This is a genomic window from Nocardia wallacei, assembly GCF_029868745.1.
Classification (GTDB): domain Bacteria; phylum Actinomycetota; class Actinomycetes; order Mycobacteriales; family Mycobacteriaceae; genus Nocardia; species Nocardia wallacei_B.
Genome location: NZ_JARWOP010000259.1, coordinates 1 through 13,197 on the forward strand (window position 1 = coordinate 1; position 13,197 = coordinate 13,197).

The window sequence follows — 13,197 nt, forward strand, 5'->3', positions numbered from 1 at the left end:
CGAATCGATCACACGATGCGCAGCCTCGACCTTGTACTCGGCCGTGAACGACCGACGCTTACGAGGAGGCACACAGACATCCTAACCAGCGGGAACAACCATCCCGCTAACTCGGTGTCCACTCCCCGGGGTGAACCTCAGACAGCACCGCGACCGCACTCAACGCGAACCGCCGCCGATCCCGCCGCCGCGCCACCCGCCGCGGCCACGCCTGCGGCACAGGAGTGTCGATCGTCGCCACACCGTCCCCTTCCTCCGAATGGCAATCGCCGACATATTGCCCAGGTGTAGCCCGAAACCGGAGCCGGCGCGGCGGCGTGTCGTGGATCGATGGATCTTCCCTGGCCGCCCCCAAACCGAACCGTTCGGTTGGAGGTAACAGATCAATTGCTCCCGTACGGAAAAACCTAGCCGACCAGTCTCACAGCCGTAAGCTCCCCTACGTCCCCGGGTGCCCCCGAGGACACCGGTGGTCGAGGGTAGCCCAAGCCGCCGACCACCCGCTGTACGCAGTCCGACGAGGCCCGGGGTTGAGAACGCCCTGGGCCTCGTCCGCGTTCTCGGCGGTGAAACTCCGCCCTCGCGCGATCCCAGAAATAGCGTTTCGATCGCAACGACTAGCCGTCATGGACGGAGACGAACCCGAAGCCACGCCCGCTATCGTTACGAGTCCCGTCGCATCCTTCGGCGACTTCGTAGCGCAGCGGCGACGCGTCCTCGAGCTGACCCAACTCGACCTCGCCGACCTCGCCGATGTCGGCGCCTCCTCGATGCGCAAGCTCAAGACCGGACAACTGTCGCCGACTCTCACCATCACCGCCCGAATCCTGGATGCTCTCGGGCAGACGCTCGTCACCATGCCGCCAGCGGATGCCGGAACTATCAGCGGCGAAACTGCGAACTGCGCGCAGTAGAGGACCTCCACCGGTGACTGCGCCGAGCGACCTCGCCGATCTCCGCACCGTCGAGAAAGCCGACGTGTACAAGGCAGGCCGTACCGCGGGACCAGCTGCGCCCGGTCACCGACCACGATTAGATTTCGGCAGCATGCCATGGCAATAGCCGCCGCCAGCAGATCAACCTGCGATGCCTCGTCGATGACGAGGTAATCCACCGACCGCCCTTTGCCGATACTGCGTTGGAGCGAGTGACATGTACTCAGAATGACCGGATAGTCATGGCTGAATCGAGCCCAGTCACGTCGATATCGGCTCGTATAGACGCACCTCCCGCCGCGCGTACCGCTGGTGCAGGCGCAGGGCGAGCCGCCTCTGCGACAGTTGCCGCTGCTCTTCGATCAGTCGCTCGAATCCGGCTCCCTCCAACGAATTTCGAAACCTATCAGTCCGCCGCTCGAGTTCGGCGATCTTCTTGTCGTAGAAGATCCGGTGTAGCCGCGGCACGACCTCTACATCCCCGGCGTCGACCTGTCGCATTGATCGATACGCGAAGTACCGCCGCGCCGCGATCCAACTCCTGCGTAACCCCCTCTCCCCGAACCAATTCGGGGCCGGTGCCGCCGATGTAGCGCAGAATTTTTTGCCGAACTCCACCACAGCAGCGGAAGTCTGCCCTCCGGCGGCAGTTCATGTTGCTCAAGGTAGCCTTGGAATGACGTCGCTCCAGCTCGAATCCAGCCAGCTGCGAACGCAGCTGTGCCAGTTTACGTTCGGTTTCCAACAGGTCTCACAGACGTTTGCCCAGATCCTGCAGGTGTTTCTCCGAGGGTGGAGCCGGCTGGGACTGGGCCCGTAGTTGGGCGACAACGTGGTTTGCGGGCTCTGATTGTCCAGGAAGTGCGACTGCTCCTCCTTCCGACCGAGACCGGCTGCGGCATAGTCGAATCCGGCCTCCATGAGCTTGTCGTGGACATTCTCCACCGCCGCGTTGTCGGAGCGACCGTCTTCGACTCGTCGGAAATGACATTCGAGACCAGGTTCAGGATCGTCTGCGTCTTGCCCGTTCCCGGCCCATCGATTATCGAAATAGATTGGTGCAGAACATTAACGGCTGCATCACGCTGGCTGCTGTTGGTGTGGAACGTATAGATCGGCAGCACCCGTGTACCTCCACACGCTTCGATCGGCGCTCCCTCGAGGAATCGATGCAATGCACTGCCCGGGTGTATGAAGGTTAGTTCCGCCAAACCCTTGTTCTCCCAGATCACACCATCGACCATGACGCCCACATCAGGATCGACCGGCACGGCCTGAGCTGGGTGGAGCACGATGACCTTTCTCGCCTGGTACGGGTAGGTCTTGCCGTCACGGAACGTCACGTGCACCCGCTCTCGGGCCGCAGGCCGACGACATCCCCGGGCCTGTCCTGGAACACACCCTGCGTATCGATGAGCACTGCCACCTGGCGCGGATCCATTACATACTCCTCTGTGAACATCCCGACTTGCCGAGCGCACGTCTGGATGATCGAGCAGGCAGGCCTTCCAACGGTAATCGGCCCTGATCTGCCGAATGATTGTCAGCGACGCACGGGTGATTGCCCTTTCGGACACAAGGGTCGGCATACGAGGTGGGCTGCTGCTGACTCCGTCGATCGAAGTGTCGGTGATACTTTTCGATACTACGTTGTTGGAGAAGGCAATTGGGCGCTGCAAGACTGAAGCACAGCGATTTCGGGGACCTCGACCTGCTGCAGTAGCCTACTTGCGGATCCCACAGCCGAGGTGCGTGCGAGACTCGGAAGGCCGAGTTCATTCGCAACGATCAGACAAGGGGCAGCTATGACAATCGAGAACGTCTACTTCCTTACCATGCACGAGCCATATCAGGCGCCCGAGCACCCCGTCCCGATCAACGCGACGATCGTCCATGCGCTGACCCTCCTTCACCCGGCCGTGCCTCAGCCTGACGGTGGAAGGATCTATCGATGTCTTACAGAGTTCCCTGGTCGCACTGCTGGCTGCCTCGTCCCGCTCTCCACGTTGACATATGAGCTGAACGGGGGACAGTGGTGGTACATGATCGGAGACTGGGAGCGGGTGAGCGAGGCCGTTTCCTACGTTGCTCGCAGCAAGCAGTGTGACGCAATACCGATGGGCCTTCCTCAGGTTGCCGCCACGCTTATCTCCGGCGGCCCTACCACAATCCATACGCTGTATCACCCCGACGGCAGGCAGGAGCAAGTCGGCCCCACTGAGCGCCAACAGCAGCTAGTCGACCTCACTCGGCATGTGGGCGCGTATGAGGCACAGGGCGCATTCTGGCCGGGTGACAACCTCATTGTTCCCCCGGGCGAACCTGCGCATATGCCCTATCAGCCATACAGGTCATAGAACGGATATGCCCTCGGTTCAGCGAACTCGCATTGCCAGTACAGGGTCGGCCACAGAAGTTCGACGCCATCGAGATGTCCGTTCAGGACCGAAGAACCGCGCCACGGCGATCTGCTGCCCCGCACCGCCTGGGAGCACGACCGCGACCTCATCGACAAACAGTTCCGCGACCCATGGGCGAGGTAACTGACGCACGAACCGACACCGTCCGAACCGAGCGACTCCGGCGACTGTCCGCAATGCAACGACGGTTCGATACCCTACCTGTCGACGATGCCATCGCGACAAGCTAGCGCATGACCGTCGGGACGGTCGTGACGGTCAACCTCGCGCCCGCACTATGGATCTCATCCCACGCCCGCTCCGCCAGCCACTACACCCGCAACATCGACGACTTCGCCGACCTCGAAGACCCTCCGACCGCGACCTACCCTGGGAATAATCGAAACGGTAATGTCCGCGACATGCCGGATCCCGCTTGGTGCGACTCGTACGTTAGGGCAGTGGAGCGTGCCTGTGTTTCCACCGCTGAGACCCTCGCCCGAGAAACAGGGCGCCCGGCGAGTCCTCAGTTGCACATGTTTCTGGAACGACCGGATCCGTACGTCGGATGCGTCACGTGTCGTCCGGTCCAGGGCAGCGACAACCCCGAGGCCGCACGTACCGATGCCTACTTGGCAATTTCGGGACTAGAGGTAGCAGCAGCAGCTACCGGTGCAACACGCCTACTGTTCGTATGGGAACACGCCGACATGAGGACTTCATTGAACGGCCCTGGAAACTACGAGACCGCTCTGGTGACCGTGGATGCCGACCGAATCAACCACACCCTCACCTGGCGCCCGTTCACGCCGCACCCAACCAATAGCGAAGCCGATGGGGGCCGATCGTTCCAACTCTCCTGGGGGCCAGTCGGCCAGCTCGATAACCCCGATCTGATGAAAGTACCGGGCAACCCAATCGGTATGGCCTTGTGGAACTGGAGGCGAGGAGTACAACTCGACCTGGAAGTGCTCGACGACATGCGACTCGATGGATACATATTTCACTGGCGCACCAGCGAATTCACTGATCGTCTACGCCACAGTCGTGGCTTCACACACGAGAGAGACTCCGAGCCGGGCGGAGCGACGATTCGCCCGATCTACTTCGGCGATTTCTGATCGCTGCCCGACCGGACACCACCGCCTTACAGAAGATCTGGCATCGGTCCCACCATCGCCCAGCTTCGTCCTCTGAACTGGTACTTTGCTCGATACCGCCCCTCACGTTCCGCAGAACTGGCCACGGTTGTCACGCACAGTGCACGGCACGCCGGGCCTCGCCACGGCGAAGAGCTCGCGCTCAACCGGTTTCGGGGAGGCATCCCATCCGCTACCCGGACAGGAGATCTACCGATCTGGATGTTCGTGTCCCGCTTCGGGATAGTGTGACCGGGTGACCACCGGGGAGGAGCTGATGGAGGCTGCTACCGGAGCCGATCCCTGGGCCGCGTATCTGCCGGGGCAGGAGCTGGTTCCGGCGTATTTGGTGTCGCGGTTCGCGGCGCAGTACCGGGCGGTCGTGGACGTGATGCTGGAAGCCCAGGACATCAGCCTTACAGGCATGTCCTACGACGAGATCACCGGCCGGCTGCGGGCGTGGGTGGGTGCGCGCACCGATCCGCCCGAGGTGGCCGATCGGCTCCTGCACGAGGATGTTTTCGCACTCGACGCCCGGCTGGACCGGCTTGTGCAATGGGGGGTGTTGACGCGGTGGCAGGAGCCGGCTCGCACCGGTGAGGATTTCCTGCGCCGGCGGGATCGGTTCCAGCTGACACCGACCGCCGCCCGGCTGCATATGTTCTGGACAGTGGAGCTGGCGGCCGAGGAGGATGCCGCGGCGGATCTGACACTGGCGCCGCGCGCAATCCACGATCGGCTCCGGCAATTCGCCGATGCGGTCACCGACCGTCGATATCCGGCGGCGGCCGCCGAGTATCAGCAAATCATCACCCTGCATCTGCGCATGGCCGGCGCGGCGCGCGCCTGGCAGCGCAGTCTGGCCCACGCGCTGTCGGGCGGCCCGGATCACGATAAACAAGACGTGCTGTGGCGCACGCTGCAGTCGTATGTCGGCATGTGGGGGGAACAGGTCGACATCTACACCCCCGCCATCGCCGATATGATCGCCGAGCTGCGGCCGATACTCAGCGAATCGGTGTGGGGTGCTTGCGTGCGAGGCGCTCTTCCCGCGGACGCGCCCGATGAGATCGTCGACGCCCAGGTGTCACGGTGGGCGCGGACCTGGGATGCGCTGCGCGGATGGTTCGGCGGGCACGACGGCCAGGCGCGTCGGCTGCGCCGCCAGTTGCGTGATCTGGTCGCGCCGTGGGCGCGCAATATGCACATTCTGATGGATACCGGTGGCGCATTGACCCGCCAGGCCGAATTGCTCGCGTTGGCCCGCGCGATCGAGCGCGCGCCGGACGACGAGACCGCATGGCAGATGTGGGATACGGCGGTCGGAGTCTTCCCGGCTCGGCATCTGCTGATCGCCGCTGAAGGTCCCGAGGAGTACACGATGCCGTGGGACGACGCCGCGGCGGCACCGATCACGGGCAGGTTCCGCGAGCACGGCCACCGCGCCGCGGTCGGGAAACGCACCAGGGCCATCGACCATTCGACGGGTCGAGCGGCAGCGCGCCGATCTCGTGCCGCGGCGATCGCGGAGCGGAGCGCGGCCGAAGCGGCACTGCGCTCCCGCTCGGGCACCCGCCTGAACGAATGGGAACCGTTGGCGCAAGCCGAATTCCAGCTGCTGTTGGAGTACCTCGCCGTGGCCCGGGCGCGGTCGGACGCACGGGTCGGCTCCGCCGTCACCGAGGACGGTCGCTGGCGAGTGACACTCACCGCTCCGGACGACGGCGCAACTGTGGCGCTGGCCGTGCCGCAGGGGCAATTCGTCACGCGGAATTGGCGATTCGAGCTGGAACCGCCGACTCCCGGCTCGGCTATTGTTTAGCGTGTGGTGGCGAGCAGGGACGAGGTCGACCGGCGCCGAGCCTTCGTGGGGTTGCTGGCAAACCCGGTCCTGGATCGTCGTCGCCACCCGGAATTGTTCGGTCTGGTGCGTCATCCCCGGCATCGCCCGGAACTGATGAACTGGTTCACCAACCGGCTCGGCTATCGGCTCGTCGTCACCGACACCACGGCGCGGCTGTTTCGACTTCCCTTGGGCAACACCGTGATCGCTCCCCGCCGTGTCGCACCGCCGGCGCGACGAGCGCTGGTACTGGCCCTGCTGGCCGCGGCCGCGGCCGAGGACGCCGAGGACATCACGACCACACAGGACCTGTCGGACCGGGTGCGGGCAATGTCAGCACGTGACGACGTGGACCTCACCGCCTACGATCCGGACCGGTTCGCCGAGCGGAAGCTCTTCGCGGCGAGCGTCGAATTGCTGGTAACCGCCGGAGCGCTGTGGCCCGTCGACGCCGATAGCGACGAACAGCGTGACGGGTGGGCACGTAGCACGAACAAGATCGGCGGCGCCTACGAGGTGCAACGCGAGATGCTGTTGCGCATGGTCGATCCGGCGTCGTTCGCGGCGGCGCTGCACGAACGCGGACCCGCGGTCAGCGACGCTGCCGAACGATTCATGGTCATGCGGCGCCTCATCGAACTGCCGGTGTGCCTGCATTCCGATCTCACCGAGGCCGAGCGGAGCTATCTGATCCGGCAGCGTACCCGGCTGGTGGCCTGGTGCACTGAGATGACCGGCTGGACCGTCGAGCAGCGAGCCGAGGGGCTGGCGCTGATCGCCGCGGACGAAGCACACACCGACCTGCCGTTTCCCCGCCTGCGCGCCGTCGATTTCATCACCTTGATGATTCTCGGCGAGCTGTATCACCGGCGCGACGACACCGGGGGCGTCACCGAAGACAATCTCGCGCAGGCGGTCCGGGAGGTCGTGGTCCGCTACCCGAAGGCGATCACGAAAGACCTTGCTCCCGAGGCAAACCGGCGCGATCGCGCGGTCGAACTGCTGCGTGCGCTCGACCTGCTTCGCCCCGGGCCGCGACCAGGACTGTGGCAACTCACGCCGACCGCCGCCCGGTACCGCGATCCCCGGGTCGTCTCGGTCAGCACCCGGCTCGAGGAGGACACCCGATGATCGACGGTGCCGCCGTGTCGACACCGGACCAGGTTGCCACCGACTGGCTCCGGGCGGCGACGTCGGGCGGCCTGCCGATACCGGGCCGGGCACGCTGGCAGCCGCTGCGGGTCGGCATCGCCAACCTGTGGGAATACGACGCCGCCGAATTCTGGTTCGCCGACGGACGATTGGTGCTGCGTGGCGGCAACGGCACCGGCAAGACCAAGGTGCTCGAACTGACGACCCTCATGCTGCTGCGCGGCGAGATCCAGCCCGCCGTGCTGGACCCGTTCGGTTCCCAGCACCGCACCATGAGCTTCAACCTGCTGCCCAGCGGCGACGGCGACGACCCGCGCGAGCCCGCCGACGCCGGACTCGGCTACGCCTGGGTGGAGTTCGGCCGTTGCGCCGCCGACGGCACGCCGCACTATTTCGTCTGCGGACTCGGTGCGTCCGCGCGCCGCGGCACCGGCGGAAACGCGGTCACGACATGGCATTTCGTCACTCGAAAACGGCCCGGCGCGGACTTTCGGTTGACCACGGCCGGGGTCGCCCTCGAACAGCGGGACCTGAAACGGATCGACGGTATTACCGTACCGACGAACGCCACCGCCTACCGCGCGCGGCTCGCAGAGGAACTGTTCGGCCTGTCGGCCGAGTCCTACGACAACCTCACCGAACTGCTCAAGCAGTTGCGCAAGCCGAAACTCGGTGAGCGGCTCAACCCGGTCGGCCTGGCCGCGACGCTACGGGATGCGTTGCCGCCGTTGGCCACCCACGAGATCAATCAGCTCGCCGACGGTTGGGAACACCTCGAGCAGTTGCGCGTGGCCATGCAGCGCACCGAGGACGCCGCCCGCGCTATCGCCCTGTTCGCGCGCACCGGCTGGCGACCCTGGGCGCGCATCGTGATGCGCCGCAGATCCGACGAAATGGCCTCCGCCACAACCAGTCTCGACAACACGACGACCGCGAAGAAGGCCGCCGAGACACAATTGGAGCAGGCACGGGCCGCGCTGAGACAAGCGCGCACGGACTTGGCCACCGCCAAACAGGAACGTGCCGACAGCGACACCGCGTTGCGCGAACTGCTCGAGTCCCGGTCCTACCGGGATGCCGTCGCGGCAACCGGTCGCGTCGCCGCCCTACAACGCGAATGTGCCGACCTGGATGGCCAGTACACCGCGGCAGGGGGCCGGCTCGAACGGGAGCGCGCCTCGGAGAGCGCCGCCGCCGAACGCGTCACGGTGGCCCGCGCCGAGGCACAACGGGCGGGTGAGACCGTCACCGCCGCCGAACGTTCGCTCGAGGCCGCGGCCGACGACGCGGGTCTCGCCGATGCCGTCACCCACCACCTGCCGGGCCGTGACATCGACGCGTTGATCAGCGAATTGCAGTCGCGCCGAGAGCGTTTCGAGCACCTGCGGCGACTCGATTCGGCGCGTGCCGAGGCCGAACGACGGGTGGAACGTTCCGGGCACGCCGTGGAGCGCGCCGCGCAGGCCGTCGAGAATGCGCGCGATGACGAGGCCCGGGCCCTCACGGCCGTGCAACGCGATGCCGAAACCCTCACCGAACAGGTCAGGGCATGGGCGGCCGCAGCAGACGTGGCGGCCTGTTCCGACACCGTGGTCGGCGAATGGTGCGACCTGATCGCCGATCTGACGGTCATCGACGATGATGGCGGCGTTCCACGGCACGCCTCGGTAATCGAGGCGATGCGCGGACACCTCAGCGGCGTCCGGGCGATCTGGACCGACCGCGTCCAAGAACTCCGCCTCGAACATGCTCCCCTTGCGGCACAACGTGTTACAATCGCCGACCAGCTAGGGCAAGCACGTCAGCGCACCGAGTCCGCGCCACCCGCACCGACGTCGTGGCGGCGACGGGAGCGGCCGGACGCTCCGGACGCGGCCGGAGCGCCTCTGTGGCGGTTGCTCAATCCCGCGCCGGGCCTCGACGACGACGCGCTTGCGGTCCTCGAAGCGGCCCTGGCCGCCTCCGGCCTGCTGGATGCCTGGGTAACGCCGGACGGCGCGGTGGACTTCGGCGCACCGGAGGTGACCGCGTTTGCCCGCGACGGTGTCGGTGCCGACCACCCCAACCTGCTGTCGGTGCTCATGCCGGTCTCCTACGGCGGCGTCCCCATGCCCGTGGTCGAACGGGTGCTGGCGGGAATCGGCTGGCGCGACCACAACGGCGGTGTGGCGCTCGACGACCGCGATTGGGTTGCGGCAGAAGGGAGTTGGCACGTCGGCGGGCTCGCCGGCCGGGCCGAGCCGACCGGTCCGGCCGCCTATATCGGCGCCGCCGCGCGCGAGGCAGCACGCGCGCGCCTCATCGCACGACTGGAAACCGAACTCACCGAACTCGACGGCCGATTGGCCGAACTCGACGATCAGCTGACCGCCGCCCAGGATGCGCTGACCCGGCTGCAGGCCGAAGAACGTGCACTGCCCGTCGACGGGGAACGAGCGGTCACGAGCACAGTGGTCCGGTGGGCGGAACGCTGCCGGGCCACGACGACGCTGGCCGAGGAACTCGCGACAGCCGAAGGCGTCCACGCGTCCGAACAGACACGGCACGATCAGGCCCGCGCCGCATTCGCCGACTTCGCGAGCGCACACCGGTTCCCGTTGACCGGACTCGACGAGCTGCGCGAGGCGCTCACCGAGTTCCGCACCAGGGTGGGCAACTATTCCCACGCCCTCACACAACAGGATCTGTACTCCGACAAGCTCAACGAGTCGATGGCACAGCACGCCGAACGCGAACGCGCACGCAAGCTGGCCGACGAGGAACTCGCCGACGTGGACACCCGCCGACGCAAGGCACGAGTCCAACTGGACACCGCCCGGAACGCGCTGGGCGCGGGACACCGGGAACAGCTCGACCGCAAGAACACACTCGAGGCGCGGCTGACCCGGCTGACCGATCGCATCGACACCGTTGGCGACGAACTCACCCGGGCGGGCACGGCGGAGGCGCGGGCCGAGGAGGTCCTGCGCAACCACGAGGAGCGCCGCGCCGAGGCCGAACTGCGGCGGGACGCGGCGATGACCGCGCTCTGGGAGGCCGTCGGCAACGGACTCACCCAGCCGCTGGGCATCGAACCGCCAGAACGCCAGAACGTCCAGGCGGCCAGGGAATTCGCGGCCATCGTTCGGCGCGAGGTCGCGACCAAGGCCGAAGCGGCCGACGAGGACCGCGCCTGGCGGCACTGCCTGGTGAAAATGGAGGAGCTGCGGCAGGCCCTGCTCCCGCAACAGGACGCCCGGGTACTCGACGAGGACAACACTCTGCCCCGGGTGGAAATCCACAGCGACTCCATTCACGGCTTCCAACTGCCACCCGACGCCGCCGACACCCTGGCCCAACGGGTGGCCGAGCAACGCCACAGCTATGACGCCGAACAGCAGCGAGTGCTGGCCACGTTGCTCGGCTCGACCTTCATCGAACACCTCAAGGACCGCCTCGACTACACCACCCGCACCTTCGCCAATATCAACGACCACCTGGCGAAACACCCCACGCGCCAGGGACATGCGGTGCGCGTGGTCTGCGAGCCCGATCCCTCCGATCCCGACGCGGAGGCAGTCGTCGGAGCGCTCGGCCGCGGCTATCACGAACTGTCACCGGATCGGCAGGAGATGGTGCGCGAATTCCTCGCCCGCAAGATCGACGAGGCCCGCAGTGAGGCCACCGCCGAAGGCGCCGCGGACTGGAAGCAGCAACTCACCAAGGCCCTCGACTACCGCGGGTGGCTCAAGATCAGCCTGCAGTACCGTCCCGGAGCCGCCAGCAGGTGGGCCTTGTTCGACGCGGCCCGCCACGGCGCGAAATCCGGTGGCGAGAAAGTTGTGCTGCTCTCACAACCGCTGTTCGCGGCGGCAGTTGTCGCCTACGACGCCGCCGCCGAACACGCCCCGCGCTGGGTGTGGCTCGACGAGGCGATGACCGGAGTAGACGCGCAGATCAAGGCGTCGTTCATGGGGCTCACGGTCGACTTCGAGCTCGACATCATGCTCACCGCCCACGACGAATGGTGCACCTACGATACGGTGCCCGCCGTCGCGGTCTACGACCTCGCGCGCGAACGTCACCTGCCCGGTGTCGACGCCCTGCCCTACCTCTGGTGCGGCGGCACCCTCACCAGCGTGAACGTCGACCGACTGGGTGTAGCTGAGCAGTCGGCACCACCGGCGGACGCGGGATTGCTGGGACTGCTCGATGACTGACGGCGACCTACCCGACGGGCTGCGGGCCTGGGCCGAACTGCCCGGGCCCGCGTCGGTCCTCGATGCGATTCGCCGGCGGGCGCGCCGCGGCGCACAACTGGAGACCGGGTCACTGCGGGTCGACCTGACCGCCGGACGACGCCGCCAAGTGGCCCGCCTACTGGGAACGGCCTGGGAGGTGTCCGGACGCCCGGTCTCGCTACCGGCACTGACCCGCGGACTTGCTGACCACGGGCTCACCATCCGGCAATTCGTCGAAACCCTCGACGGCACGCCACTGGTCGCACGCCGCGACATCGCCGCAGCCGAATACCGTGCGGCCCAACAAGAAAGGCAGCACGTCGAGCACACCCTCACCGCCGCGGGCATCACCGGCGCCAGCATCGACGCGTGGCTGTCCGCCCCCGGCGCGCCACGCCCGGGGACCGGAGCCACGGCGGCGCTCGCCGGCCGCATCGCTCGCGTGTGGCCGCAGCTGCCCTGGGCAGGACCGCCCACCCGGCTCGCACAACTGGCCGCCACCGCGGCAGACGGCGCGCACGGCCTCGACTACGACACCGATCTGGGTCGGGCGGTGGCACGCCTCATCGCGGCAACAGCCGGTGTCGCGCGGCCGAAGCGACCGGGGCGCGAATGGCGAGCGGCCTGGGCGGCCGCCGGCGTACGGTGCGACACCGTCTCCTCACGCGTGCTCACCCTCAACCTGCCACTCGACATCACCGCCGGCCACCGTCGCGGGGTGCCGCTGTGGCTGACCCTGCGCGATATGACCGGCCCCTGGCACTTCACCCCGATACCGTCACGGCTCTACGTATGCGAGAACCCCACCATCATCGAGGCTGCCGCCGATGAACTGGGCGCCGACTGCCCGCCACTGGTCTGCACCGACGGCATCCCCTCCCTCGCCGCACTCGATCTCATCGCAGGCGCGGCCGGTCAGGACATCACGATCCTCGTGCGCGCTGATATCGACCGCGCCGGTTTCACGATTACGGACACCCTCCAGTCCGTCGCCCCCGCAGCCACGCCCTGGCGATTCGACATCAATACGTACACAACACATTTCGGCATACCTGCCGACGCGGCGACACTCGTCGAGATCCACCACCGCCACGGCCGGGACCTGCACGAAGAGGTTCTCCTGCCCCAGCTGCTCGATGACCTGCGAATTGTCTGAATCGGCCGGGCTCCGCCCCGCAAGCATGGTCCACGGTGACCGTATGTCGGCAACGAACTACCCGATCATGCTGGTACCCGCGGGTTCGGCCGGCGATCGGAGATCGCTGGCGCATTCGGCGCGCTGATCAACGTGATTGAGCACCCTACCGCCGGCTACGGACGGATCGTGGGGTATGACCACCGGAGATTGCGACCGAAACGGCTGCCGACAGGGTGCGCTGTGAAAAAGCCTGCACCTGCGCCGCTCTCACGCGCCGCGGCGCCGACGAAGGCGGCCGGTCGGCCGCGGCGTCCTCCTCGCCGGACCTGATTTCCGATCACCATGGCGGATCTCGAATTTAGGCCGTACAT

At 66.6% G+C, this 13,197-nt stretch carries 8 protein-coding genes and 1 pseudogene; 6 read left to right on the plus strand and 3 right to left on the minus strand.

All coding sequences use genetic code 11. The features are described 5' to 3' along the window. Positions 1 to 626 precede the first annotated feature (626 nt). Positions 627 to 914 (plus strand): helix-turn-helix domain-containing protein, encoded by a 288-nt coding sequence (locus QH470_RS23420; protein ID WP_280274509.1) that lies wholly within the window; start codon positions 627 to 629, stop codon positions 912 to 914. A 146-nt stretch (positions 915 to 1,060) separates the two neighbouring features. Here the strand turns inward: QH470_RS23420 and QH470_RS38300 are convergent. The 3 genes and pseudogenes from QH470_RS38300 to QH470_RS38305 form a co-directional block, all read right to left on the minus strand. Next, positions 1,061 to 1,183, minus strand: a pseudogene (locus tag QH470_RS38300) (hypothetical protein); the annotation flags it as partial. A 13-nt stretch (positions 1,184 to 1,196) separates the two neighbouring features. Continuing rightward, positions 1,197 to 1,436, minus strand: a complete 240-nt coding sequence (locus QH470_RS23425; RefSeq protein ID WP_280274510.1) for a hypothetical protein — start codon at positions 1,434 to 1,436, stop codon at positions 1,197 to 1,199. Between the two features lie 227 nt (positions 1,437 to 1,663). Beyond that, positions 1,664 to 2,179 carry an AAA domain-containing protein gene (locus QH470_RS38305; protein ID WP_425302767.1) on the minus strand — a complete coding sequence of 172 codons (516 nt, stop codon included), beginning with the start codon at positions 2,177 to 2,179 and terminating at the stop codon, positions 1,664 to 1,666. Between the two features lie 1,409 nt (positions 2,180 to 3,588). Between QH470_RS38305 and QH470_RS23430 the strand changes: the two genes are divergently transcribed. The 5 genes from QH470_RS23430 to QH470_RS23450 all read left to right on the plus strand — a co-directional run bounded on the left by QH470_RS23430 (position 3,589) and on the right by QH470_RS23450 (position 12,844). Further along, the gene (locus QH470_RS23430; protein ID WP_280274511.1) at positions 3,589 to 4,455 is read left to right on the plus strand and encodes a hypothetical protein; all 867 of its coding nucleotides are present in this window, start codon (positions 3,589 to 3,591) and stop codon (positions 4,453 to 4,455) included. Between the two features lie 274 nt (positions 4,456 to 4,729). Continuing rightward, positions 4,730 to 6,295, plus strand: coding sequence for a DUF2397 domain-containing protein (locus tag QH470_RS23435; protein ID WP_280274512.1), 1,566 nt, complete (start codon positions 4,730 to 4,732; stop codon positions 6,293 to 6,295). A 3-nt stretch (positions 6,296 to 6,298) separates the two neighbouring features. Continuing rightward, positions 6,299 to 7,447, plus strand: a complete 1,149-nt coding sequence (locus QH470_RS23440) for a TIGR02678 family protein (RefSeq protein ID WP_280274513.1) — start codon at positions 6,299 to 6,301, stop codon at positions 7,445 to 7,447. After that, positions 7,444 to 11,667, plus strand: a complete 4,224-nt coding sequence (locus QH470_RS23445) for a TIGR02680 family protein (protein WP_280274514.1) — start codon at positions 7,444 to 7,446, stop codon at positions 11,665 to 11,667. Before QH470_RS23440 ends, QH470_RS23445 begins: the two co-directional genes overlap by 4 nt. Then, positions 11,660 to 12,844: a DUF2399 domain-containing protein gene (locus tag QH470_RS23450; protein WP_280274515.1), complete on the plus strand. Its 1,185-nt coding sequence runs from the start codon at positions 11,660 to 11,662 to the stop codon at positions 12,842 to 12,844. Before QH470_RS23445 ends, QH470_RS23450 begins: the two co-directional genes overlap by 8 nt. Positions 12,845 to 13,197 lie beyond the last annotated feature (353 nt).

Excerpts from the sequence above, each read along its gene's own strand:
- QH470_RS23420 (WP_280274509.1), top strand. The coding sequence starts at position 627 with ATGGACGGAGACGAACCCGAAGCCACGCCCGCTATCGTTACGAGTCCC.
- QH470_RS23425 (WP_280274510.1), bottom strand. The coding sequence starts at position 1,436 with ATGCGACAGGTCGACGCCGGGGATGTAGAGGTCGTGCCGCGGCTACAC.
- QH470_RS38305 (WP_425302767.1), bottom strand. The coding sequence starts at position 2,179 with ATGGTCGATGGTGTGATCTGGGAGAACAAGGGTTTGGCGGAACTAACC.
- QH470_RS23430 (WP_280274511.1), top strand. The coding sequence starts at position 3,589 with ATGACCGTCGGGACGGTCGTGACGGTCAACCTCGCGCCCGCACTATGG.
- QH470_RS23445 (WP_280274514.1), top strand. The coding sequence starts at position 7,444 with ATGATCGACGGTGCCGCCGTGTCGACACCGGACCAGGTTGCCACCGAC.
- QH470_RS23450 (WP_280274515.1), top strand. The coding sequence starts at position 11,660 with ATGACTGACGGCGACCTACCCGACGGGCTGCGGGCCTGGGCCGAACTG.